Below are 23,878 nucleotides of genomic sequence, written 5' to 3'. Positions count from 1 at the left end.
GCCGTGTTCTACGGGCACCGGGCCCATGCCACCCCGGACACAGAGAATCCCGCCCGGCCGGGAACTCGACGCCCGGCCGGGCCGACTAGTGGGCTGTGGAGCGCAGCAATGAGCAGCCGGAGTCCCCAGCGGCACGGCAGGAGAGCAGGGCGTCCGGTCTCGGCGTACGGATGCACGGCGTGGTGTGCCGGCATGGCCGCCTGGAGGCCGTGAGCGGGGTCGATCTGGACGTGGCCGCCGGTGAACGGATCGCGCTGACCGGTACGAACGGTTCGGGCAAGACCACGCTGCTGCGGGCGGTGCTGGGGCTGCACCGGCAGGTCGACGGGGAGATCCTCGTCGGGCGGCGGGGCTGTCGCAGCGCGGCGGAGTGGGCCTGGCGCAGACGGGCCTGCGCATGGATACCGCAGCGCCCGGCGGCCGGGCGCTTCCCGCTGCTGGCGAAGGAGTTGCTGGCGAGCAGCGGCGCCCCGGACGAGGCGGCGAGCGCCGCCGTGCGCCTCGGGGTGGGTGCGCTCGGGGACCGTCCGTTGAGCAGTCTGTCCGGTGGGCAGCTGCAGCGGATGCATCTGGCGCGGGCGGTGGGGTGTGTGGCCGCGGGGGCGGGCGTGCTGCTCGCCGACGAGCCGACGGCGGCACTGGACTTCGCGGGGCAGGAGGAGGCCGCCGAGGTGCTCACCACGCTGCCGGTGACGGTGCTCGTGGTCACCCATGACCGGGCGATGGCCGCGCGCTGCGACCGGACGCTGGAGATGGCCGCCGGACGTCTGCGGGAGGTCCGGTGAGCGCGCTCGGGCAGGTCGGTGACCTGCTCCAGCTCGTACCGGTACAGCGTGCCGGGGCCGGTCTGCTGCTGTCCGCTCTGGGGCTGCCGATCGTAGGCGTGGTGATCGTCGGGCTGGACATCATGCCGGTGCGCTTCGCGATGATGCATGTGGCGCTGCTGGGGATCGCGGCGGGGCAACTGCTGGGCCTGGACCCGGTGTTGTGTGCGCTCGTCGCGTGTGCGCTGGCCGGTGCCGGGGTGGCGCCGCTGGCGCGTACGGCGGACGGGCTGTCGGGGGCGATGGGGCTGCTGATGAGCCTGGCCATCGCCGCCGCGCTGCTGATGCTGGCGCTGTCCGGGGTGAACGCGAACGGCGCCTTCGCGCTGCTGTGGGGATCGATCCTGGCGGTGCGGCCCGCCGATCTCGCGGTGCTGGGCGCGCTGGCGGTGGCCCTTCCCGCGCTCTTCGTCTGGCGGCGCCGGGAGCTGTCGTTGCTGCTGCACGACCGGGAGCTGGCGCTGTGTTCCGGGGTGGCGGTGCAGCGGCTGACCGTGCTGCTCCTGGTCCTGGTGGCGGTCGCGGTGGCCGGTGCCATCCGGCTGACCGGGGCCCTGCTGGTGGACGCGCTCACCCTGCTGCCCGCCCTCGCCGCCCGACGGCTCGGCCGCTCGCTGGTCTCGATCACGCTCTGGGCGATCGGCATCGGGCTGGTGGTGAACGTCGTCGGATTTCTTGCCTCGTTGGCCTGGGACCTGCCGCCCGGGCCGGTCCTCGTCCTCGCTGCGGGTGCGGTCGCCCTCGCAGCTCATCTCATCCCTGAACGGAGAACTCCCTCATGGCGCGAACCCGCGGCCTCGTCCGTCCCCTCACCGCACTGAGCGCGGGCCTGCTGCTGATCTCCGGCTGCGGCTCCGCTCCGGAGAAGACCGCGGCCGGCTCGGACAAGGCTTCCTCCGGACCCGTGGTGGTCGCCACCACGGTCTGGGAGGCGGCACTGGCGAAGGCCGCCGGGGCGAAGCAGGTGACCTCCATCGTCCCCGCCTCGATCCGGCATGCGCCCGATTACGACGTCAAGCCGTCCGATCTGGCCAAGGTGGCGGAAGCCGACTACGTCCTCTACTCCTCCTTCGAGCCCTTCGCCGGCCGGATCAAGGAGGCGGCGGGCTCCGACGCCAAGATGATCGAGCTGAACCTGGACAACACCCCGTCGAAGACGACGGCCAATGTGACCCGTCTGGGCAAGGCTTTCGGTACGCAGAAGGCGGCCGCGCGGTGGAACGCCACGTTCGGCAAGGAGTGGGAGTCGCTGAACAAGAAGGTGCGGGGCGCCTGGCCCGGCGGGAAGGCCCCGGCGGTGACGGCGCAGATGTTCACCAGCTGGGCGGCCAAGCTCGCCGGGGCGCAGCTGGTGGGCACCTACGGACCCGAGGCGGTGACGCCGGCGCAGCTGTCCGAGCTGTCCGCGAAGAAGCCGGAGTTCGTGCTCGACAACGAGAACATGTCGACCGGAACGGTGCTGCCCGGCTCGGGCGCCAAGCAGCTGAACATCGCCAACTACCCGGGGCAGGACCTCGATCTGCTGGCGGTGTACCGCAAGGCCGCGCAGCAGATGGAGAAGGCGTTCGCCGGGTCCTGACCGCTCGGTGAATCGGCGGGCGGTGGTGGGCCGTTGGCGCGCACGCCCACCACCGCCGACCGGTCACCCCGTCCGGGCGGGCTCGGCCGGGAGCCCGGCGGCGATCCGGTTCCGCAGGGCGGTGCGGTCGGGCTTGCCCGCGGGGGTGAGCGGCAGCGCGCCGGTCACCGGCAACAGATGCTCGGGGTGTTTGCGGCGCTCCACACCCCGCGTATCGAGGTGGGCGCACAGGCTCTGGAGGGTGAGCTCCCGGCCGGCCCGCGGCACCACACAGGCCGCGAGCCGCTCCCCCATCAGCGGGTCGGGCACGCCCACGCAGATCACGTCCCGTACGTCCGGGTGCGAGGAGAGCTCGCCCTCGACCTCCGCGGGGCTGATGTTCGCGCCACCGCGGATCACGATGTCCTTGAGGCGGCCGACGACCCGCAGGGTGCCGTCGGCGGCGAGCGTCCCCAGGTCACCGGTGCGTACCCAGCCGTCCGCCGTGCGGTAGCGCATGTTCAGCTCGGGGGCGCCGACATAGCAGAGGGGGGTCATCGGGCCGCGCGCGAGGATCTCCCCGGTCCCGTCCGAGGCCGCGCCGGGCGGCGGCGCGATCCGGATCTCGCAGACGGCGGGGTCGGGCCGGCCCACCACGATCCCCGGGCCGTCGTCCGGGAGCGGGCGCCGCTGCGTCAAGCCGGTATGGCAGTTGACCCCGTCGGCCGATCCGTAGAGGTTGACCACCGGGCAGCCGAAGACCCGGGCCGCCTCGTCGTGGGTGGCCGCATCGAGCGCGGAGCCGCCCAGGACCAGCGCCGTCGGCCCGTCCGCCGTACGGCCCTGCGTGGCGCAGCGTTCCACCATCATGCGCACCATCGTGGGCACGCCCAGCACATGGGTGGGCCGATGGGCGCGCAGGGCCGCCAGCGCGGCCTCCGGCGTGAAGCGGTCGAGCAGTACCAGGGTGCCGCCGTGCCGGGCGAGGGTCACCGCGGTGCCGCTGCTGCCGAACGCCGAGGCGAGCGGGACGAGGAAGAGACACCGGGGCGGTGTGCCGTCCGTCAGCAGCGAGGCGAGGAAATTGCCCCGGCCGCCGGCGAGCGCGTTGTGCGAATAGGCCACCATCTTCGGCTCCGCCTCGGAGCCGGAGGAGACCAGGATGCGGGCCGCGGAGTCGGGGGCGGGCCGTTCGGGGGTGAAGGCCCGCTCATCGCCGGTCAGTTCGGCCAACGACCGGCAGCCGGCGGGGACCGGGCCCGGACCGGTGGCGATCACGGTGTGCAGGGCGGGCAGGGCGTCGGCCCGTTCCGCCAGTTCCCTGGCGTGCTCGCTCCCCCGGTAGGTGGTGGCCGCGACCACCGCGCGTGCCCCGGAGCGGCCGAGCAGCGACACGGCTTCGCGGCCGCCGCGCCCGACGGGGAAGGGCAGGGCGATCGCGCCCATGGCGGCCAGCGCGAGGTCGGCGGCCACCGCCGCTCTGCTGTTGGGCAGTTGGACGCCCACCACATCGCCCGGACGGATACCGGCCTCGGCGAGACCGGCGGCCAGACATCGGACCTCGGTGTCCAGCTCGGCGTAGGTGGTCTCGCCCTGTGCGTCGATCACGGCGGTCCGGCGCGGGTGACGCATCCGGTGTGCCCGGAACAGCGCGTACAGGTCGAGATCGGGGCAGTGTCCCTCCGCCGCCCAGGCGCGGCGGAGCGGGCCGGGGACCAGGTCGGGTATCCGCGGGGTCATACGAATCTCCAGGGCGTGGGGACGACGAGGGAGCCGTGCGGGTCACGGGCGAAGGCACCGCTGAGGCGCCGGTCCTGCGGGAGCGCACTGAGGTCGGTGGTCACGGCGGTCGCGGCCGGCCCGTCGGCCCGCAGCTCGGCCAGCGCCTGCTCGGAGGTCAGCTCCGTCCAACGGGCCGCGCGGGCCCGGGCGGCGGGAGCGGAGTCGTCGGCGGGGGCGATCCAGCCGTCGGCGGTCGGCAGCGGACGGCGGAAACCCGCGGGACGGCGGAGTTCCCCGCCGGCCGCCGCCCGGTGCAGCGCCGGTGCGGTGAGCGCTTCCGCGGCGCCCAGCAGCGAGGACTCCACCCGTACGCCGCTGCCGCCGCGTTCGCGCAGCAGCAGCCCGGCGATCACGGCTTCCGCGCCGAGCAGTCCGCCGAGCACGTCGATGAGGGTCATCAGGGACGGCGCGGGCGGTTCATCGGCGGGGCGGGCCAGCGCGCCGATGCCCATGCGTGCCTGGACCATGAAGTCGGTGCCCATCGGGGCCTCGGGCAGCCGCCCGGCCCAGCCGCTGGTGTAGGCGTACACCAGCCCCGGGTTGACGGCCGCCAGCCGGTCGGCGTCCAGGCCGAGCTGTTCGGCCTTGCCCGGCGCCCAGTTGTGCAGGAAGACATCGGCGCCGGAGGCCAGCTCCCGCAACTCGGCCTGGCCGACGGGGGACTTGATGTCGATCTCTACGGCGTCCTTGCCCCGGTTGAGCGCGAGCCAGCGGGCCGACACGTCCTCGCAGCAGGGCGGCATACCGCGCAGCGGGTCACCGCCGGGGGGCTCGATCCGCAGGACCTCCGCCCCGAGCTGACGGAGCAGATGGGCGGCGAGCGGGGCCTGGATGCGGCGGCCCGCTTCCAGGACCGTCAGCCCGGAGAGGGGAAGCGCGGCGTGCGAGGCGGTGCCGGTGGCCGGCAGGGGCCGGCCCGCGGTCCGGGGGGTCAGGGTCCAGGGCGCCGTAGTGGCCGTCGTTCCGGGCAGCGCGGCCGGGGCGTGCAGGGCACACACCTCTGCCCCCGAGGCGGCGGCCGCCTGCTGCACCCGCGCCCAGGGCACGGCACCGGCCGCCCGGTGCAGGGCCTCGGGTATCGGGGCGCAGGCGGTGGCGTACCGGAACTGGAAGGGCTGCCAGCCGGTGCGGATCGCCTCCTCCGGCGCGCCCAGCTCCCGCCAGAACCGGGCCCAGGGGGCGGGGTCCAGCGCCTCCAGTTCGAACCGGGTGCCGCATCGGGCGGTGAACGGCGGCCCTCCCGGCGCCAGCGGTACGGCCTCGGCCTCCGGGGCGTTCGCCGCCGCGAGGTACTGGCCGAGGGTGAGCAGCGCGGCCCGGTCGGCGCCGGTGGTGACCTGCGCGGGGTGCGCGCCGCCGCGCGCCCGGCCGAGCAGGGCGGCCAGCAGGCCCTGCACGGTGAGCACGGAGGCACAGGTGGCGGCGTAGTCGACGGCGAGACCACGCGGCCGGCCGTCGCGTCTGCCGTGCACCTGCATCATGCCGGTGGCCGCCTGGACGGTGGCCTCGTCGACGGCGTCCGCGGCCGGCAGGACATCGGCCCAGGAGGTGTACGCGGTGGCCGCGCCCGGCGCGCCCGTGACCTCGAAGGTCGCCGGCCCGGTGGGCGCCCCGGGCGTCTGCGGTGTCAGGGTCGCGCCGAGCGCCCGCAGATGGCCGGCCGCCGGCGCGGTGAGCGCCGACGGGCCCGCGACCCGGACGGTCACCTCTTCCAGCGGTCGGGACGCGCGGATGACGGCAGGGTGTCCCACGGCACTCCTCTCCGGCGGCGGACCGCCGCCTGGTTCACACACAGACACGGGAACCGGACGGCCTCCCGCGCCGACCAACTCCACGGCCAGTAAGTCGGACTGTCGGTTCACCGAGTTCCCGGTGAATGTGGAGGAGGCCGTGCACGCCATGAACCCTGAGCAGCACCTATCGGCGACGGACCCGCCCCTCGGGGCCGCCGGACTCGGGCAGCCCGGCTGCCCGCCCGAGGCCGAGGCCCTGCGCGAGCGGGTCAGGGCCTTCGTACGGGAGCGGGTGATGCCGTGCGAGCCGGTGCTGGACGCGGGTGGCGACACGGCGCGCACCGCGTTGCGCGGACTCCAGTCGGAGGCGAAGCGGGCGGGCCTGTGGGCCCTGCCGCTGCCGGAGGAGTACGGCGGCCAGGGGCTCGGCCTGCCGCTCTACTTCCATGTCGCGGAGGCCGAAGGGGCCAGCGACCACGGCCCCGCCGCACTCGGTTCGGCGCCCCTCCTCGATGTGCTGATGCTCGCCCGGCATGCCGACGACACCGTGCGGGACCGGTATCTGCGGCGCATCGCCGACGGCGAGGTGCGGACCTGCTATGCGATGACCGAGCCCGAAACCCCCGGTACCGACCCGGGGCTGACCGCGACCCGGGCCGTCTCGGACGCCACGGGCGGTTGGGTCCTGCACGGCCGCAAGTGGTTCACCTCGGGCGCGGGCGACGCCGATCTGGTCACCGTGCTGGCGCGGGTGGATGACGAAGGGCCCGGTACGGACGGCCTGTCGCTGTTTCTGGTGCCCGTGTCGGCCCCGGGGTTCACGGTGGTGCGGGAGCTGCCGGTACTGGGCGCCGGCGGCCAGTGGGAGATCGAGCTCGACGGTGTCGCGGTGCCGCCCGAGCAGGTGGTGGGCGCACCCGGCCAGGCGCTGCGGATCGCCGGGGAGCGGCTGGTGCTCGGCCGGGTGCTGCGGTGTCTGCGCTGGCTCGGCCAGGCCGAGCGGGCCTTCGATCTGATGTGTTCGCGGGCCCGGTCGCGGAGCCAGTCGGCCGGACCGCTGGCGGACCGTCAGCTCGTCCAGCAGATGGTCTTCGATTCGCTGCTGGCCATCCGTTCCACCCGGCCCCTGGTCCATGAGGCGGCGGCCCGGCTGGCCGCGGGCGCTGATGCCCGGCTGGAGACCGGTCTGGCCAAGGTGGCGGCGGCCCGCATGCTTCAGCAGGTGGCCGACGCCGCGATCCAGGTGCACGGCGCGGCCGGGCTCGGCCCGGACACCGCGCTGCCGGGACTGTTCCGCACCGGCCGCACGGCCAGGCTGCTGGACGGCCCCGACGAGCTGCACATCACGGCCGTGGCCCGCCGGGTGCTGCGCGGTTACCCCGTCACGTCGTGAACGGCGCCATCCGGCCGGTGAGCAGCGCCAGTCCCGTCGCCAGGAAGAAGTCGCCCCAGATCAGCTCATGGCGCGGGGCGAGGGCGCGGGCGGCGTCGTAGCACCCGTCCGTCAGCGCCCCACGGGCCGAGAGATGGCCGGTGCACAGGCGGTGCAGGATCTGCCGGGCCCGCGTGGTCAACCGGTCGGCCTCCTCGCCGCGGTCCGCCGCCCGCGCCAGTGCGGCCAGCTTCAGCAGGGCCACCGACTCGATGGCGGCCGCGGAGGTGTCGAGCGGGCCGGACGGTTGCCCCTCCTGTGCCGGCGGGACGAGCGGGGCGGCCGGGGCGAGGCGCGATGCGGTGAGCGGTGCGGTCGGGGCGAGCCGCGGCGCCGTGAGCCGGTCCGCCGCCTCCCACAGGGCCCCGGCCGCACGGGAGTTGAGCCCGTCGGTGAGGCAGTGGAGTCCGTCCGCGAGGCCGAGCAGCAGCCAGGGCGTGGTGCGGCTCCATCCGGGTGCGGGTTCGGCGCAGGGCGTCCAGCCGTCCTCGGGTCCGGCCTGCCATGCCGGGCGCGGTGGGTGCTCGCTGCGGCTCAGCGTCAGATGCCGGGTCAAGTGGCCGTACGCCGCACGCTCTCCCGCCGTGCCCAGGCCCGCGAGCAGCGGCACCAGCCCCGGCACCGCGTCCACCCGTGCCAGCATCCGGGGGCCGCCGAACGCCGCGCCCCAGGGCACCAGTTCCCGCTCCGGGTCGTACGCCGCCAGACAGGACCGGGCCGCGCTCTCCCGCAGCCCGGCCGCCAGGCCGTCACCCCCGGGCCCCGCGGCGAGCGCGGTGCCGTACCAGAAGATCAGCCCGCGGGTGGCGGTGTCCTGGTCGGTCCAGTGGGCCAGTCTCCGGGTGCACTCGGACGCGGCCGCCCGGTCCTGGGGAGCGCCCGACGTGAGGGCGCGCAGCCAGAGCAGTCCGGCCCAGAAGCCGCCCGTCCAGGAACCCCGGGAGGTGGTCTTCCAGGTGCCGCTCTCCGGGTCGGCGTACAGCGGGAAGCGCGGCCCCACTTCGGCCGCCGTCCGCCCGGTCCGCTCCAGCACCGCCGTCCAGGCCCGGTCGGCCCATGGCACGTGGCCGGTCGTCTCCTGACGCTGCTCAGGGCCCTTCTCACGGGCGGTCCCACGAGTGGTCCCACGGGCGGTCCCGTGCGCGCTCTCCTGCGCCCTCTCATGCATCGGATCCTCCGGCACGACGCAGCATCAGGGGAACGGCGATCGCCGACGCCGCCGCGAACTCGGCCGCCGCCAGGAGCCAGCCCGGCCCGTACCCGGTCGCGGAGACCAGTGCGCCGAACAGCGGCGGCCCCACCGCGAACCCCGCGAAGAACCCCGCCGACACCAGCGCGGAGTCCTTCCCGGCCCGGCCGGGCGCCGCCTTCCGCAGCACCAGCACCATGGAGACGGCATTCGCCGACACCGCGAAGGAACCCACCGCGACGGCGGCCGGCCACACCAGCGGATGCACCCGGAGCGCGGCGACAAGCAGCAGTGCGGCACCCACCGCACCGGCCGCCAGCAGCGCCGGCAGCGCCTCGGCCCAGCCCGGCCGCCCCGCCGCCCGTGCCCAGCCGACCCGTCCGCCGATACCGGCCACTCCCAGGACGGCCACCAGTGCCGCCGCCGTGGTCGGGGTCAGCCCGAGGCGTTGCGAGCCGAACAGCGCCAGGTAGGTGTTGACCGAGGCGATGCCACAGCCGAGCAGCAGGGAGAAGGCGGCCAGCCGCCAGGTGTCGCGGGGGGACGAGGCCGCGGCAGGCGGGCCCGCGGCGGCCGGAGGCCGGTCGGCCGGCAGCGCCCGGGCCGCCCAGAGCGCGGCCAGTGCCGCCGCGGCCGCCGCCGCCCAGACCGCGCCGCGCCAGCCCACCCCCGCCGCCAGCAGCGACAGCGGCAGCCCCGCCACGAACGCCCCGCACTGCACCCCGGACTGCTTCCAGCCGGTGACGGCGGCCCGGCGTTCGGCCGGAACGGCCGCGAGAATCACCTTGTTGGTGGCGGGATTGGCCAGCGCCTGCGGCACGCCGCCGAGAGCGACGGCCAGCAGCAGCACGCCGGCCCCCGGCACGGCACCGATGAGCGTGAGCGAGGCGGCGGTGAGCAGCAGCAGGGCGATCAGACAGCGGCGCGGGCCCACCCGGTCCACCAGCCGGCCCGCCAACGGCGACAGCACGGCCGCAGCGCCGAAGCCCGCCGTGGTGGTCAGGCCCAGCACCGTGCGCGAGATCCCCAACTCCCCGACCAGCCGCGGCCCGAGCGCCCCGATCACGAACAGCTGGAGCATGGAGAACGCCATCGCCGCCGTGAGCAGCACGGTCAGCGACCGGCCGCCCGGCGCCCGTGCGACGCCACCGTCCGGCCCGGCGGCCTCCGGTTCCCTGCCACGTTTCACCAGCACGCGCCCTCCCCACAGCTCCGGCCCTCCTCCGGGCCCCGTTCCAGTCAGTCGTACGGTCCCGGCGCCTGGTTCCCGGCAGCCTGCGGGCGAGAGAACTCGCCGCGCCCCTTCGGTGCCACGCCCGGACTTCACCGGGCGGCCTCGGGACCCGGCGGCCCGCCACCGGAGTCCGACCGCGTCCGACGGCTCATCCATCCGGCGTCCGCCCGCTGGCCGGTCCGCGCCCCACGGGCGAGGGTGGCCGTGTGACCGCCGTATCGCGGTCCGCTGTCGCATGGGCCGAAGCATGGGAGAGCCGGATGCCGAAGTACCTGGTGCAGGCCAGCTATACCGCCGAGGGCATGAAGGGTCTGCTCGCCGAGGGCGGCACCGGACGCAAGGCGGCCGTCGAGCAGGTGGTCAGCTCGTGCGGCGGCACGCTGGAGACGCTCTACTTCGCCTACGGGGACGCCGACTTCTACTGCGTCCTCGACTTCCCCGACCATGTGTCGATGGCCGCCATCGCCATGACCGTCCGCGCCAGCGGAGCCCTGCACTCCAAGACGATTCCGCTGCTGACCGTCGAGGAGATCGACGAGGCCACCAAGAAGTCGGTCAGCTTCCGCCCGCCGGGGGCGTGATCCGCCGCTGCCCGGGACGGACGGACCCGCGGCGCGGTGCGCGAGGCCGACGGCGGACGCGGGCCACGCGGCGGCTGTGGACGGCGGGCCGGACGAGGGCCGGCGGCACCGGGCCGCGGGAGGATGGGCAGGGAGCGTGAGGAGACCGGAGCTCGATCATGCGGCGCTGTTCGCCGCGACCCCGAGCGCATGCCTGGTCCTCGATCCGGAGCTGGTCATCGTGGACGTCAACCAGGCGTACCTCCAGGCGACCCTGCGTACCCGCGACGAGCTGCTCGGCCAGTACGTCTTCGACGCCTTCCCCGACAACCCCGCGGACCCCGACGCCGAAGGGGTGCAGAACCTGCACCCCTCACTGCGCCGCGTGCTGTCCACCGGGGAGCCGGACACGATGGCGGTGCAGCGGTACGACATCCCCGTGACGGAGCGGCCCGGGGAGTTCGAGGAGCGCTGGTGGTCGACGATCAACACCCCCGTCCCCGGGCCGGACGGCAGGGTGGCGTGGATCATCCACCGGGTCGAGGACGTGACGGCCTTTGTCCACTCCCGCCGGGCCCGCCCGATGCCCGGCGGGCGGCTGAGCGAACGCGAGGAGGCGATGGAGGCCGAGCTGTACGTCCGGGCCCGCGCGCTCCAGCACCTCAACGAGGAACTGCGCCGGGCCCACGCCCGCGAACGCCAGGTCGCCCTCACCCTCCAGGAGGCCATGCTCCACTCCCCCGACCTCGCCGGGCACCGTGACATCGCGGTGCGCTACCTGCCCGCCATCGGCTCCCTGAACGTCTGCGGCGACTGGTACGACATCGTCGACCTGCCCGGGGACGGTTTCGCCGTCGCGGTCGGCGATGTCGTCGGCCACGGGCTGGATGCCGCCGCCGTCATGGGCATGCTCCGCAGCGCCCTCAGCGCCGCCGCCCGCTCCGTCGAGGGTCCCGCCCAGGCACTGAAAGTCCTCGGCCTGTACGCCCGCTCCGTCGACCAGGCGCTGGCCACCACCGCCGTCCAGGTACTGATCGACACCGCCGGCCACCAGGTCACCTACAGCAGCGCCGGCCATCCCCCGCCCGTCCTGCTGCACGCCGACGGCACCCACGAACTCCTGGACCGCGCCACCGACCCGCCCCTGGGCGCCCACCCCGAACAGGTGCCGCGCCCCCAGGCCCACCTTCCGTACGTGCCGGGCGACACCCTCGTCCTCTACACCGACGGCCTCATCGAACGCCGCGACGAGGACATCGACACCGGCCTCACCCGGCTCACCGACGCCCTCACCCGCTACAGCACATTCAGCCCCGAACGCCTCGCCGACGCCCTGCTGACCCGCCTCGGCGTCAGCGCCGGCGCCCGCGACGACATCGCCCTCGTCGTCATCCGGCTGTAGTTCGGGCAGGTGGCCGGAACTGCCGGCGTCCCCGGGCTCAGCGCTCCCGTTCCACCAGTTGCTTCAGTTGCTCCAGGTCGCTGCGGAGGCCGCGTTCGATCGCGGTGGCCTGGGCGAAGCCCTGGGGGCCGCCGAACGTCTCCTTGATGGTTCCCGGGTCGTACTCGAACCGGGCCTGGACCCGGGTGTGCTGCTCGTCGAGGGGCAGCAGCGAGAAGGTGCCCGCCAGCTCGGGGCCGCTGGTGGTCTGCCACCTCATGACGTTTTCCACGCTGCGGTCGGTGATCTCGACCACGCACTCCTGTGGCCGGCCGCCCGCGTCGATGTCCAGATGCGTCCGGTGTTCGCCCTCCTGCCGGGCCTCGCGTACCCCGTCCAGGAAGCGCGGATAGGCCTCCGCCCGGTGCAGGCAGTCCCACGCGGTATCGAGGGGAGCGTCCACGTCGATGTGTTCTTCGAGAGTGCTCATCAGGCACCTCACAGCTCGGTCACGGCTACACGGTCTTGTTTCCAGGGTGCTCCGGCCGGGGACCGGAAGCGAGTCCCTCCGGGCCTGCCGGCCGGCCGATGGGGCCGAGTGGCTCATGCCGGGGGCGGTGCCGCTGCGGCCACGCTGGAGAGGCAGGGGCGAGGCGCCGGCGCCCGTGCGGGTTCCGAGTGCGCGGAGGTGTGTCATGGCCGGCCCGGTGGTCGTAGGACTGGACGGCACGGGGAACAGCGTGCCGGCCGTGCTCTGGGGCGCCGAGGAGGCCGCGGCCCGGGGTCTGCCGCTCCATCTGCTGCATTCCTGGGGACCCCCGTCGGCGAGCGTCCCGCCGGCTGCTCTTGAGGTGGCCGGCCGGGAGCGCCGTGGGGCCGAGCTGCTCCGTGGCGCGGTGGACCTGGCGTACACCGGGCACCCGGGGATTCCGGTGACCACCGAGCAGGTCGCGGAGCGGCCCGCGGACGCCTTGCTGGAGCGGGGCGCACAGGCCACGATGCTGATTCTGGGGTCGCGCGGGCACGGCGCGATCGCTGGTTTCCTGCTCGGCTCGGTCAGTCTCCAGGTGCTGGGACAGGCGGTGTGTCCGGTCGTCACGGTGCGCGAGGACGCGGCGTTTCCGCAGCGCGAGATCGTGGTGGGCGTGCAGCATGCGGGGCCGGAGGACGAAGCCCTGCTGGAATTCGCCTTCACGGCCGCCGACGCCCATCACACGCGGATGCGCGCCGTACGGGCGTGGGGCCCGGCGGCGACCGTGGACCCGGTGCGCGCCGGCCCGGGCCACCCGCTGAACGGGACGGCGGCCGATGCCGCGGAGCAGGAGTCGCTCGCCGAGGCGTTGCTGCCCTGGCGGGCGAAGTTCCCCGCCGTCGAGGTGGTCCCGCAGGTGGCGAACGGCCGGGCCGCCGCCGTGCTGCTGGCGGCCTGCTGTGATGCGGGCCTGCTGGTCGTCGGGCGCCGCAGCCGGCGGTCACCGATGCTGCTCGGGCCCGTGGTTCATGCGGCCCTGCACCATGCCAACTGTCCCGTCTCGGTCGTGCCGCAGGGCTGAGTTCCGGGTGCCGCGAGCATCTCCCGGACGCCGGGCCACGTCCCGTGCGCGCTACTCCGGTGCGTCCTGCCCGTGCGTGGCGGTGTCGTCCCGCAGATAGCTGAGCCGGTCGACCACCTCGACCACCCCGTCGACGCTTTCACACAGCCGCACGGCAATGGGGACCAGGCTTTTGCGCTCCAGGGAGCCGGTGAGGGTCACATGGCCGTCGGCGACCTCGACCGTGACCGCGGACGGTGCCACCCCGAGCGTGCGCGTCAGTACCTCCTCCAGCACCTCCTCCTGGATGGCCCGGTCCCGGCGCAGGAACAGCTGCACGAGGTCGCTGCGGCTGATCACCCCGATGAGCCGTCCGGAGTCGTCGACCACGGGCAGCCGCTTGACCTTCTTCTTCTCCATCGTCTTGGCGGCTTCGACGACACTCCACCCGGGGTGTGCCACCACGGCGGGGCTGGTCATGAGCGCCTCGGCGGTGGTCGCCCCGAGCTTCGCGATCTGCCGGCGCAGCAGATCGGCCTCGGAGACCACCCCCACCGGCTGGTCGTCCTCGTCGAGCACGGGTACGGCGGTGATGTCGTACTCGTCGAGCAGCCGCGCGATCTCCTTGAACGGGGTGCCCCGTTGGACGACGACGGCCTCGGGCGTCATCAGGTCTGCCACGGTGCGGTGCCTCATCTCTGGCCAGTCCCTCCGGGTGTGCCGGGCCGGATGTCGTCGGCCCCATGGGGCGGGGAGTGCGCTCGGCAGGTGCTCAGTCGTGCGGGATCACGGCGACCGGGCAGGTCACATGGTGGATGGCGGCGTGGGCGACCGGGCCGACCCGGGGCGCGAGCAGGGGACGGTGCAGCCGGCGGCCGACCACCAGGAGTTCGGCCCCGAAGACGGTCTGTACCAGGGCCCGGGTCGGGCTCTCCGGCAGCACGGTCTCCTGGACCAGCACTCCGGGGAAGCGCTCGCACCAGGGGCGCAGGGCGTCCCGCAGCTCGATGTCCGCCTCTTTGGTGAGTTCCTTCGCGGCATCGGGGTCGATGCCCCACGGGGTGTACGCCTGCACGGGCAGCGGGCGCCCGTGGACGGCCTGGAGCGGAAGGCCGCGGCTCGCCGCCGCGTCGAAGGCGAACGTCAGCATCCGGTCGCTGGGGCCGTTGAGGCTGACACCGACGACGACCCGGGGCTGAGGCGCGGGTGGCGTGCCGTGCCCGGAGGGGTGGCGCGGTGTCTTCGCCCGCCCGGGCGCCCGGACCAGGACGACCGGCCCCTTGGCCCCGCCCACGACATTCAGGCTCACGTCGCCGAGCACATAGCTTTCCCAGGTCCCCAGAGCCCGCGACCCGAGCACGACCATCAGGGATTCTCCGGCCGCACGCACCAGCGCCGGTTCCGCCTCGGACCCCACCAGGTCCTCGATGATCTGGAGATGCGGCCGGCGTTCCCGGACCTCCTCCAGGGCCTGGCGCATGATCTGCCGGGCGGCGGCGTTCTGGTCGCGTTCAGCCGCCGTGTCCGCCGCCTCGGCGGCCAGCAGTATCCAGGCGTGGAGCAGTCGCAGCACCGCCTGGCGCCGGTCCGCCTCGTCAGCGGCCCACTGCGCGGCGGCCAGGCTCTCCGGCGAACCGTCGAGCCCCACGGTGATGATGTCCGGCTCCATGACGGTGCTCCTTTCGGGATCGGAGGAACGGGCCGGAGGGGCGCTGGGCTCCGGGGCCGTACGAGGGGGGAAGCACCGTTGCTCCCGCTTCAGGTCCCGTGCGGGCCCGGTCCCGCGCCGGGGGCCGAGGCGGCCTGGGTGGCGAGGACGGCCGCCTGGATGCGCCGCTCCACACCGAGTTTGGCCAGCAGGCGGGAGATGTGGTTCTTGATGGTCTTCTCGGAGAGGTAGAGCCGCTTACCTATCTGACGATTCGTCAAGCCGGCCCCGATCAGGCCGAGGATCTCCCGCTCCCGCGGGGACAGCCCGGAGAGCGCCGCCTCCTCGGGCGGCGCTTCGGAGTCGCCGCCGCGCAGACTGCTCATCAGCCGTGCCGTCGTCGCGGGATCGAGCATCGAGCTGCCGGAGGCGACCGTGCGCACCGCGGCGACGAGCTCCGCCCCCTTGATCTCCTTGAGCACATAGCCGGCCGCGCCGGCCATGATCGCGTCGAGCAGCGCCTCGTCATCGTCGAACGAGGTGAGCATCAGACAGGCCAGGCCCGGCATCCGCGAGCGCAGCTCCCGGCACACGGAGACCCCGTCGCCGTCCGGCAGCCGCACATCCAGCACCGCGACATCGGGCCGGAGCGCCGGTCCGCGCGCGAGCGCCTGGGCGGCCGTCCCGGCATCGCCGACCACCTCCATATCGGGCTCGGCATCGAGCAGATCCGCCACCCCGCGCCGGACGACCTCGTGGTCGTCGAGCAGGAACACCCGGATCGGCCGGTGCGGTGAGAATGCCTCCGCTTCGCTCATGACGCCCTCCGGCTGCCACGACGTCCGTCTCACTGTCCCCATCGTGACCCCTCTCGCAGGGGCCTGCCAGGCCGAAACGGTCCCGCGGCGGGCACGGCCGGAAGTACGCGTCAACCGGGTCCCGCCCGGCGCCCCTGCCCGGCGGGCACCGGTCCCGTGACATCGAACCGCACGTCCACGACGCCCTCGACCGCCTGCACCAGACGGGCGGTGACGGGAAGCAGCGACGGGTCGCGGAGCGTGCCGCTGAGGGTGACCACCCCGTCGGTGACGCTGACCGACAGCTGGTCGGGGGCCGCGGGGCACAGCCGGCCGATGATCTCCGTACGTACTTCCGCAGCCAGGTCCTCGTCCGGTCGCAGGAAGACCTTCAGCAGGTCGGCCCGGCTGACGATGCCCTGGAGCAGTCCCTGGCCGTCGACCACGGGCAGCCGCTTCACCGACTTGAACGCCATCGTCCGCGCCGCCTGCGCCAGGGTGTCACCGGCGTGCACCGTCAGCGCGGGCGCGGTCATCAGATCCCCCGCCGTCAGCCCGCCGGCCTTGCGTACGTCGTCCAGCCGCTGCACCTGCTCCAGCCGGCTCGGCTGCGCCGCCCGGAACTCTTCCTTGGGCAGCAGATCGGCCTCGGAAACCACACCGACCACCCGGCCCTCCCCGGCCAACACCGGCAGCGCACTGACCTGCCACTTCTCCATGGTCTCGACGATCTCCTTGAACCGCGCCTCCTGGCCGATCGCCACCACGGCCCGGGTCATCACATCGCTGACGGTGTAGGGGCTGTGCGCCATGACGCCTCCTCGGTACGGCGCGCTCTCGCGCCCGCTCCCGGCCCTCCGGTGCTCGCGGCGCCCGCCCGTGCGAACCGGCGAACGGTCCCGTCAGCGCTGCGGGCCCGCCATCGGCGTCCGGGCCCGGGCGGCGGCCGGGGCGTTGACATCGAATTGCACGTCCACGACCCCCTCCACCGCGCGCACCAGGCGTGCGGCCACCGGGATGAGCGAGGTGTCCCGGACCCGGCCGCTGAGCGTGACCACCCCGTCGACGACCGTGACCCGCAGATCCCTGACGGGCGTCGTGAACAGCTCCCCCACGACGTAGCGGACTTCCTCCGCGAGCTCGTCGTCCGAACGCAGGAAGACCTTCAGCAGGTCGGCCCGGCTGACGATGCCCTGGAGCACCCCGTGCGCGTCCACCACCGGCAGCCGTTTGACGGAGCCGCGCGCCATGGTCCGGGCCGCCTGGGACAGCGTGGCATTGGCCCGCACGGTGAGCGCGGGACCGGTCATCAGCTCCCCCGCGGTCAGCGCGCCCGCCCGGCGCACATCGTCGAGCCGCCGCAGCTGCTCCAGGCGGTCGGGGTCGGACTCCCGGAACTCTTCCTTGGGCAGCAGATCGGCCTCCGAGACCACACCGACCACCCGGCCCTCCCCCGCCAGCACCGGCAGCGCACTGACCTGCCACTTCTCCATGGTCTCGACGATCTCCTTGAACCGCGCCTCCCGGTCGACCGCGGCCACGGTCCGTGTCATCACATCGCTGACGAGGTGCGGAGTGTTCTGCATGATGCCTCCTCGGTACCGGACCGATGTCCCCCGGCCCGTGACACCTCCAGCCTGGAAGGTGCCGCGCCTGCCGCACAGGGGCCGTACGGTCCCTGTCCGACGCCGGACGGCCATCGGGCGCCGGCCGCTCCCCGTATTGCCGTCCCGCGACCCGGGCTGGCCGAACCACCGGAAATTCGCCAGGTCAGCAGGGTTTCCGCGCCCGGAAATGGCGGAGCAACAGCTGCGCACGGCTGCTCGTGCCGTGCTACTGTCGATCTCAGTTGCAGTTGTGGTTGTGGTTCCCAAAGACTTCTCGCACCCCCGCCGCCATTCCAGGCCGGCGGGAGCGCTTTTGTATTTCCGGTTTTCCGGACGGGGCAATCATCGCGGCGACGCGGGGTCCGCACAGTGCGGCCCCGGCTCTGCCCCCGAAGGAGATAAAAATGGCTACCGGTACCGTGAAGTGGTTCAACTCGGAAAAGGGTTTCGGCTTCATCGAGCAGGACGGCGGCGGCGCTGACGTCTTCGCCCACTACTCGAACATCGCCACCCAGGGCTTCCGTGAGCTCCAGGAAGGCCAGAAGGTCACCTTCGACGTCACCCAGGGCCAGAAGGGCCCGCAGGCCGAGAACATTCTCCCTGCCTGACGCCGACGCGCACATCGCAGCTGGGGCCCGCACCTTGGGTGCGGGCCCCAGCTCGTTGCCCGGAAGACGCCGCGGGTGCCGTCACGGCCGCGTCGACCACACGGAGCAACCCGCCCGGTACCGGACCACGCGGCCCGCTGCGACAGCACGCCGCCCCGCCCGGCTCCCCGATCCGGCAACACATTCGCCGCTTTCCGGCGAAGTCATTTCCCGCGCCGGCGGTCGATTCCGCCCCGCCGCGCTCCATCTGTTTTCTCCGGTCCGTTTTGCGATTCTCCTGTGTGCGGCTGACAGCTGCCGGGAATTCCTCGACGTACCGCATCGAGGAAGGTTCTCCATGAACCGCGCATCTCGTCCGAACGACCGTTCCTCCCGTACCCGCTCCGCCGGCTCCGGCCGGGGCGGCTACCGCTCGCAGGCGTCCCACCGCTCCGGTGGCGGTGGCAAGCGGCGCCGGCCCGCGCCGCAGGGGGAGTTCGCCCTGCCCGTCACCCATACGCCCGCGCTGCCGCCGGCCGAGTCGTTCGCCGAACTCGACATGCCGGCCGCGCTATTGACGTCGCTGACCGCGGAAGGGGTGACGAACCCCTTCCCGATCCAGGCCGCCACGCTGCCGAATTCGCTGGCCGGGCGGGACGTACTGGGCCGTGGCCGCACCGGCTCGGGCAAGACCCTCGCCTTCGGGCTGGCCCTGCTGGCCCGTACCGCCGGGCAGCGCGCCGAGCCGACCAAGCCGCTGGCCCTGGTCCTGGTCCCCACCCGGGAGCTGGCCCAGCAGGTCACCGATGCGCTCACCCCCTACGCCCGGGCGCTGTCGCTGCGGCTGGCCACCGTCGTCGGCGGAATGTCGATCGGCCGCCAGGCGAGCGCCCTTCGCGGTGGCGCCGAGGTCGTCGTCGCGACTCCCGGACGGCTCAAGGACCTCATCGGCCGCGGTGACTGCCGTCTGGACCAGGTCGGCATCACGGTGCTGGACGAGGCCGACCAGATGGCCGACATGGGCTTCATGCCGCAGGTGACCGCGCTGCTCGACCAGGTGCGTCCCGAGGGGCAGCGGATGCTCTTCTCGGCCACCTTGGACCGCAATGTCGACCTGCTGGTCCGGCGCTATCTGACGGATCCGGTGGTCCACTCCGTCGACCCGTCGGCGGGCGCCGTCACCACGATGGAACACCACCTGCTGCACGTCCGCGACGCCGACAAGCACGCCACCACGACCGAGATCGCCGCCCGCGAAGGCCGGTCGATCATGTTCCTGGACACCAAGCGCGCGGTGGACAAGCTCACCAAACACCTGCTGAACAGCGGGGTGCGGGCCGCGGCCCTGCACGGTGGCAAGTCCCAGCCCCAGCGCACCCGGACCCTGGCCCAGTTCAAGACCGGCCAGGTCACCGTGCTGGTGGCCACCAACGTCGCGGCCCGTGGCATCCACGTCGACAATCTCGACCTCGTCGTCAATGTCGACCCGCCCACCGACCACAAGGACTACCTGCACCGCGGCGGCCGCACCGCCCGCGCCGGGGAGTCCGGCAGCGTGGTCACCCTCGTCCTGCCCAACCAGCGCCGCGAGATGGACCGGCTGATGGCCGACGCGGGGATCACACCGCAGTCCACCCAGGTGCGCTCCGGCGAGGCCGAGCTGAGCCGTATCACGGGTGCGCAGGCTCCCTCCGGTATTCCCGTCACCATCGCGGCGCCGGTCGTCGAACGCCCGAAGCGCAGCGGGTCCTCGACCCGCGGCCGGCGCAGCCGCTCCGCCCAGGCCCGTCGGTCCTCCGGTACGGGAACGCCCCGGACCACGTCCGGGACGCCGCAGCGTCGGCGCTCGGCCGGCAAGACCTCGTAGCACGGAAGCCGTACGGTTCGTACACCGCGCTTTTCCCGCTCCGCCGTCAGTCCGATTCCGGTTCGCTTCGACCCTGTAGAGGCACTATGCGCTGCGTCATCGCCCGCTTCCCCTTCGACCTGATCAAGACCGAGGTGCAGGACTCGATGAAGGGTGTCGAGCCCGAACCCATCACGGGTGACTCGGTACTCATCAATGGCCGCCACTACCCCGTCAAGCAGGTCGGCGAGGTCATCACCCGGCAGGACCGCCGCGACTTCACCGCCGGCGAGGTGAGCCGGGCGCTGACCCGCCTCGGCTTCACCTGTAGCTCCTCGGCTCCCGCCGTCCGCACCCCTCTTGAGGAGGCTTCGGCCCTGCTCCAGGCTCCGTCGACGCCCGATGGTGACCCGGCGAGCTGAGACCGGACACCACCGGACAACGAAGTGGGCTCCGACCGCACCGGTCGGAGCCCAGCTTTGTACGGGGGGCGATTCCTTGGCGGGGCGGTACCGCGGACTCAGTGGTCGGAGTAGCTGAAGTCGCCCACCGTCCAGGCGCTCACGTCCTTGATCTCGACCCGGTACATCCCGCCGGTCTCGGGCAGGCCGATGCTGCCCTGGAGAATCCTCGCCACATGGAAATACAGGTGGGTGGGCGGCCCTTTCCGTTGCGGCGGGCGGGTGTCCGCGCCGGCTGAGGAGAAGAGGGCGGAGAACGGTCCCAGCCGCTCCGACTGTTCCAGGACCTCGGCCACGCGTTGCCGCCACACGCTCTCGGGCGCCAACCGTCCGGTGATCACAGCGCCCTGGACAACCACTGTGAGAGACATCTGATTGCTCTGCTCCGACTCCACCATGGCGGCGATGTCGACAAGCAGCTCGTCGGGCTTCGACATGGGAGCAGACTCTACTGCCGCGACCGCCCCTCGGCACCACACCCGCAGCGCGCGCCCCCTTCCCAACGGCCGGTACGCCGCGTCGGGTGCGCCGGCTTTCCGGTCCGCGGAGTGCCGGGGCCGTCTCGGGGTAGCGGTCGGAAGAGGCGGGCGGGGGCCCGTCGACAGGAAGGGGGCGGGATGGCCATCGCCAAGACCAGCGTCCTGGTACTGGATTGCGCGGAGCCCGCGGCACTGGCGGACTTCTACGCACAATTCCTCGGCGGAGAAGTGCGGATCGGGTCCAGCCCGGACTACATCGAGGTCGTCGAGAGCGACAAGGTACACCTCGCGATTCGACGGGACCGGGGTGCGGCGCCGCCGAGTTGGCCCCGCCCGGACGACTCACAACAGGCGCATCTGCACTTCCTCGTCCCGCAGGACAACATGGACGAGGTGGAGCGCGAGGCGGTCAGCCTGGGCGCGCGGCCGTTGCAGACCCGGGAGAACCGCGGGCCTTATGACGCCCGTCGCTATGCGGATCCCGCGGGCCACCCCTTCGTGCTCGCCGCGAGCGAGGGCCACGCCCTGGGACAGGCGAACTGAGCCGAGCCCGGCGGGTGCAGCGGCCGGGAGTGCCACCGGTGCCGGTGGCGCTCCCGGTGCCGCGAGGGGCGCCCTGCTCTCAGGTACGGGCCGCGGGGCGCACGACCAGTTCGTTCACCTCGACCTCCGGTGGCCGGCTGACGGCGAAGGCGATGGTGTCCGCGACCGCGGCGGCCGGCAGGGCCACCGCGCGGTAGGCCGCCATCGCCTCCCGGGCCGTCGGATCGGTGATGCTGTCCGGGAGTTCGGATTCCGTGACGCCCGGTGAGACCAAGGTGACCCGGATACCGGCCGCCGCCTCCTGGCGCAGCCCTTCGGAGAGGGCGCGTACGGCGAATTTGGTGGCGCAGTAGACCGCGGCGGTGGGCACCACCTCATACGCCCCGACGGACGCGATATTGATGAGGTGTCCGGCGCCCTGGGCCCGCATCACGGGCAGCGCGGCGGCGATCCCGTAAAGGACGCCGCGCACATTCACGTCGAGCATCCGGTCCCATTCCGCCACCCGCAGCGCCTCCAGCGGCGACAGCGGCATCACCCCCGCGTTGTTGACCAGAACGTCGACCCGGCCGAATGTCTCGTGCGCGGCCGCGACGAAGGACCGCATGTTCTCGGCGGAGGTGACGTCCAGCCGCCGGAAGGCCGCGGTGCCGCCGGCCCCGTTGATGTCCTGGCACAGCGTTTCCAGTCGTTCGGTGCGGCGGGCACCGAGGAAGACGCGGTGCCCATCGGCGGCCAGGCGGCGGGCGGTCGCCTCGCCGATGCCGCTGCTCGCGCCGGTGATCAGGACGACCTTCTCGTGCTCCGTCATGGGCTGCTCCTTTTGCCAGTTGTTTCACCGGCGAGCCTCCACGGCCGAGCGCACCGCGACCAGGACGGCTGCTGCCTGGGTGCCGCACACCCAGGCACCGTGCGGAGGCCGGCGAGCCCCACTCTTTGCCGTACCGGCAATCACGTTTGTCAATTTGCCGCGGCCGGTACAGGATCTCGGGGATCCCGGGGATATCACCCTTATGGCGCAACGCCCCGGACACCCGCACTCCGGCGTAATTCACCGGGGAATGGCGGACCACGGCATCCGTCATTCCCCTGCGTGATCGGTCAGTTGAGCCGCCCCCGCAGCCCGGTGTTTACGATATCCGGGATGAATTGGCGCGTTTCTGGCTGACGGCCTGGTACGTACACGTACGTGCGCCTTCTTTCCTGCCTGCACAGGCGGTGAATCCGCTCGTCACCTCTGACTTCGGGAGCTCATGATGGAATCCGGCGCTACCGTGTGGAACTGCCCGTTCGACTATGCCGAGGCACTGGAATTCGATCCGACGCTGAAGCGTCTGCTGACCGAGGAACCGGTTGCCCGTATCAAGCTGCCCTACGGGGAGGGCGAAGCCTGGCTGGTGACCCGGTACGAGGATGTGCGCACGGTGACGACCGACCGGCGCTTCAGCCGTAGTGCCATCATCGGCCGGGACTTCCCGCGGATGACTCCTGAGCCGATCGTGCAGGACGAGGCGATCAACGTGATGGACCCGCCCGCCAGCAGCCGGCTGCGGAGCCTGGTCTCCAAGGCGTTCGCCCCGCGTCAGGTCGAACGTATGCGGGCCCGTACCCAGCGGGTCGTGGACGACCTGCTGGACCGGATGACCGCGCAGGGCTCGCCGGCGGACCTGATGGAGAGCCTGGCGTCCCCGCTGCCGCTGACCACGATCTGTGAGGTCCTCGACATCCCCGAGGCAGACCGCGCCCAACTGCGCGGGCACGCACGGACGATGATGAACGTCACCGTCGAGAACCGGGACCGCGCCGTCCGCGCCAAGGCCGATATGCGGGCGTACTTCAAGACGCTCACCGCGAAGCGGCGCCAGCACCCGGGAGACGACCTGATCAGCGCGCTGGCGACGGCTCGTGACGGCGATGAGCTGCTCAACGACCAGGAGCTGACGGTGCTGGCCATGGTGCTGCTCATCACCGGCCAGGACACCACCACCTACGAGATCGGCAATCTCGCCTACACCCTGCTCACCCGGCCCAAGGAGCTCGCCATGGTGCGGGCCCGCCCCGAGATGCTCCCGCAGGCGATGGAGGAACTGCTGCGGTTCATCCCGTTCCGTAAGGGCGTCGGCATTCCCCGGGTCGCCACTGAGGACGTGGAGCTGAGCGGGGTGACGATCCGGGCCGGGGACATCGTGCACGTCTCCTACCTGACCGCAAACCGGGACGGCCGCAAGTTCGACCGGCCCGACGAGCTGGACCTTGAGCGGGAGGACCGCCCGTCCCACATGACCTTCGGCTGGGGCGGCCACCACTGCCTGGGTGCCCCGCTCGCCTTCACGGAGCTGGAAGTCGCCCTCGGTGCCCTTCTGGAGCGCTTCCCCGAGCTCAGGCTGGCCCAGCCGGCCGAGGACGTGCGCTGGAACACGAACTCGATCTGGCGCTATCCGCTGGAGCTGCCGGTCGCCTGGTAAGGGGCCCCGGTGCCGCGAATGCAGAACTCACCTCGCTGGCGTACGGTTACTAGTCGGAAAGAAGATCCACCAGCACGGGGAGAGTTCATTCTTCGACGGATGGTCCGCCCATAGTTCTCTCCAGGTCGTGCCACTTCAGTCCGCCGATTCCGCCCATGTCAACTTGCCCGTCAGCTCGGGCAGGTTGCCGTGGCGGGCCCACCGGCGACTGCGACCGAAA

At 72.9% G+C, this 23,878-nt stretch carries 24 protein-coding genes; 12 read left to right on the top strand and 12 right to left on the bottom strand.

All coding sequences use genetic code 11. The features are described 5' to 3' along the window. Window positions 1-170 precede the first annotated feature (170 nt). Genes ACZ4XD_RS23095 through ACZ4XD_RS23085 form a run of 3 tightly spaced genes read left to right on the top strand, consistent with a single transcriptional unit; the run spans window position 171 to window position 2,403 of the window. Window positions 171-785 (top strand): ATP-binding cassette domain-containing protein, encoded by a 615-nt coding sequence (locus tag ACZ4XD_RS23095; RefSeq protein WP_468044976.1) that lies wholly within the window; start codon window positions 171-173, stop codon window positions 783-785. Beyond that, window positions 782-1,645: a metal ABC transporter permease gene (locus ACZ4XD_RS23090; RefSeq protein ID WP_467162716.1), complete on the top strand. Its 864-nt coding sequence runs from the start codon at window positions 782-784 to the stop codon at window positions 1,643-1,645. Before ACZ4XD_RS23095 ends, ACZ4XD_RS23090 begins: the two co-directional genes overlap by 4 nt. Beyond that, complete coding sequence (locus ACZ4XD_RS23085) at window positions 1,603-2,403, top strand: ABC transporter substrate-binding protein (RefSeq protein ID WP_468044865.1); 801 nt, start codon at window positions 1,603-1,605, stop codon at window positions 2,401-2,403. Before ACZ4XD_RS23090 ends, ACZ4XD_RS23085 begins: the two co-directional genes overlap by 43 nt. A 63-nt stretch (window positions 2,404-2,466) precedes the next feature. On the opposite strand, the gene ACZ4XD_RS23080 is transcribed toward ACZ4XD_RS23085, so the two are convergent. Both ACZ4XD_RS23080 and ACZ4XD_RS23075 read right to left on the bottom strand, forming a co-directional pair. Next, window positions 2,467-4,122: a class I adenylate-forming enzyme family protein gene (locus ACZ4XD_RS23080; RefSeq protein WP_468044863.1), complete on the bottom strand. Its 1,656-nt coding sequence runs from the start codon at window positions 4,120-4,122 to the stop codon at window positions 2,467-2,469. Next, window positions 4,119-5,915: a CoA transferase gene (locus ACZ4XD_RS23075; RefSeq protein WP_468044861.1), complete on the bottom strand. Its 1,797-nt coding sequence runs from the start codon at window positions 5,913-5,915 to the stop codon at window positions 4,119-4,121. Before ACZ4XD_RS23075 ends, ACZ4XD_RS23080 begins: the two co-directional genes overlap by 4 nt. Window positions 5,916-6,063: 148 nt before the next feature. Here ACZ4XD_RS23075 and ACZ4XD_RS23070 point away from each other — a divergent pair, with 148 nt between their 5' ends. Further along, window positions 6,064-7,290 carry an acyl-CoA dehydrogenase family protein gene (locus ACZ4XD_RS23070; protein ID WP_468044859.1) on the top strand — a complete coding sequence of 409 codons (1,227 nt, stop codon included), beginning with the start codon at window positions 6,064-6,066 and terminating at the stop codon, window positions 7,288-7,290. On the opposite strand, the gene ACZ4XD_RS23065 is transcribed toward ACZ4XD_RS23070, so the two are convergent. Beyond that, window positions 7,280-8,392, bottom strand: coding sequence for a sugar ABC transporter permease (locus ACZ4XD_RS23065; protein WP_468044857.1), 1,113 nt, complete (start codon window positions 8,390-8,392; stop codon window positions 7,280-7,282). The genes ACZ4XD_RS23070 and ACZ4XD_RS23065 overlap by 11 nt on opposite strands. Before the next feature lie 97 nt (window positions 8,393-8,489). Continuing rightward, window positions 8,490-9,611 (bottom strand): MFS transporter, encoded by a 1,122-nt coding sequence (locus ACZ4XD_RS23060; RefSeq protein WP_468044974.1) that lies wholly within the window; start codon window positions 9,609-9,611, stop codon window positions 8,490-8,492. 401 nt (window positions 9,612-10,012) lie between these two features. Here ACZ4XD_RS23060 and ACZ4XD_RS23055 point away from each other — a divergent pair, with 401 nt between their 5' ends. Continuing rightward, window positions 10,013-10,333, top strand: a complete 321-nt coding sequence (locus ACZ4XD_RS23055) for a GYD domain-containing protein (protein ID WP_468044855.1) — start codon at window positions 10,013-10,015, stop codon at window positions 10,331-10,333. A 136-nt stretch (window positions 10,334-10,469) separates the two neighbouring features. Next, window positions 10,470-11,714: a PP2C family protein-serine/threonine phosphatase gene (locus ACZ4XD_RS23050; protein WP_468044853.1), complete on the top strand. Its 1,245-nt coding sequence runs from the start codon at window positions 10,470-10,472 to the stop codon at window positions 11,712-11,714. A gap of 37 nt (window positions 11,715-11,751) precedes the next feature. On the opposite strand, the gene ACZ4XD_RS23045 is transcribed toward ACZ4XD_RS23050, so the two are convergent. Further along, entirely contained in the window at window positions 11,752-12,183 is a 432-nt protein-coding gene (locus ACZ4XD_RS23045; RefSeq protein WP_468044851.1) for an SRPBCC family protein, read from the bottom strand. A 205-nt stretch (window positions 12,184-12,388) separates the two neighbouring features. Here ACZ4XD_RS23045 and ACZ4XD_RS23040 point away from each other — a divergent pair, with 205 nt between their 5' ends. After that, window positions 12,389-13,246, top strand: a complete 858-nt coding sequence (locus ACZ4XD_RS23040; RefSeq protein WP_468044849.1) for a universal stress protein — start codon at window positions 12,389-12,391, stop codon at window positions 13,244-13,246. A 51-nt stretch (window positions 13,247-13,297) separates the two neighbouring features. On the opposite strand, the gene ACZ4XD_RS23035 is transcribed toward ACZ4XD_RS23040, so the two are convergent. From ACZ4XD_RS23035 to ACZ4XD_RS23015, 5 genes are all read right to left on the bottom strand, one after another. After that, entirely contained in the window at window positions 13,298-13,921 is a 624-nt protein-coding gene (locus ACZ4XD_RS23035; RefSeq protein WP_468044847.1) for a CBS domain-containing protein, read from the bottom strand. Window positions 13,922-13,997: 76 nt separating this feature from the next. After that, entirely contained in the window at window positions 13,998-14,894 is an 897-nt protein-coding gene (locus ACZ4XD_RS23030) for a universal stress protein (protein ID WP_042152853.1), read from the bottom strand. An 89-nt stretch (window positions 14,895-14,983) separates the two neighbouring features. Next, a complete protein-coding gene (locus ACZ4XD_RS23025; protein ID WP_468044844.1) occupies window positions 14,984-15,691 on the bottom strand; it encodes a response regulator in 708 nt (235 codons plus the stop codon). 110 nt (window positions 15,692-15,801) lie between these two features. Continuing rightward, complete coding sequence (locus ACZ4XD_RS23020; protein ID WP_468044842.1) at window positions 15,802-16,482, bottom strand: CBS domain-containing protein; 681 nt, start codon at window positions 16,480-16,482, stop codon at window positions 15,802-15,804. Between the two features lie 90 nt (window positions 16,483-16,572). Continuing rightward, window positions 16,573-17,256 carry a CBS domain-containing protein gene (locus tag ACZ4XD_RS23015; RefSeq protein WP_468044840.1) on the bottom strand — a complete coding sequence of 228 codons (684 nt, stop codon included), beginning with the start codon at window positions 17,254-17,256 and terminating at the stop codon, window positions 16,573-16,575. Window positions 17,257-17,681: 425 nt separating this feature from the next. On the opposite strand from ACZ4XD_RS23015, the gene ACZ4XD_RS23010 reads away from it, so the two are divergent. The 3 genes from ACZ4XD_RS23010 (at window position 17,682) to ACZ4XD_RS23000 (ending at window position 20,132) form a co-directional block, all read left to right on the top strand. Beyond that, a complete protein-coding gene (locus ACZ4XD_RS23010; RefSeq protein ID WP_042152846.1) occupies window positions 17,682-17,885 on the top strand; it encodes a cold-shock protein in 204 nt (67 codons plus the stop codon). Between the two features lie 337 nt (window positions 17,886-18,222). Next, entirely contained in the window at window positions 18,223-19,731 is a 1,509-nt protein-coding gene (locus tag ACZ4XD_RS23005) for a DEAD/DEAH box helicase (protein WP_468044838.1), read from the top strand. A gap of 86 nt (window positions 19,732-19,817) precedes the next feature. Next, window positions 19,818-20,132, top strand: coding sequence for an SCO5918 family protein (locus ACZ4XD_RS23000; protein WP_468044836.1), 315 nt, complete (start codon window positions 19,818-19,820; stop codon window positions 20,130-20,132). A 98-nt stretch (window positions 20,133-20,230) separates the two neighbouring features. On the opposite strand, the gene ACZ4XD_RS22995 is transcribed toward ACZ4XD_RS23000, so the two are convergent. Further along, complete coding sequence (locus tag ACZ4XD_RS22995; RefSeq protein ID WP_468044834.1) at window positions 20,231-20,608, bottom strand: hypothetical protein; 378 nt, start codon at window positions 20,606-20,608, stop codon at window positions 20,231-20,233. A gap of 180 nt (window positions 20,609-20,788) precedes the next feature. Here ACZ4XD_RS22995 and ACZ4XD_RS22990 point away from each other — a divergent pair, with 180 nt between their 5' ends. Continuing rightward, on the top strand, window positions 20,789-21,193 hold the full coding sequence (locus tag ACZ4XD_RS22990) for a VOC family protein (RefSeq protein WP_468044832.1): 405 nt from the start codon (window positions 20,789-20,791) through the stop codon (window positions 21,191-21,193). Between the two features lie 79 nt (window positions 21,194-21,272). Here the strand turns inward: ACZ4XD_RS22990 and ACZ4XD_RS22985 are convergent, their stop codons facing one another. Beyond that, entirely contained in the window at window positions 21,273-22,004 is a 732-nt protein-coding gene (locus tag ACZ4XD_RS22985; RefSeq protein ID WP_468044830.1) for an SDR family oxidoreductase, read from the bottom strand. A gap of 445 nt (window positions 22,005-22,449) precedes the next feature. Between ACZ4XD_RS22985 and ACZ4XD_RS22980 the strand changes: the two genes are divergently transcribed. Further along, entirely contained in the window at window positions 22,450-23,658 is a 1,209-nt protein-coding gene (locus ACZ4XD_RS22980; RefSeq protein WP_190141237.1) for a cytochrome P450, read from the top strand. Window positions 23,659-23,878 lie beyond the last annotated feature (220 nt).

This window comes from Streptomyces sp. NPDC029466, from assembly GCF_055574515.1.
Note: the sequence above shows the minus strand (reverse complement) of the source record. Positions and strands in the feature narration are given on the sequence as shown.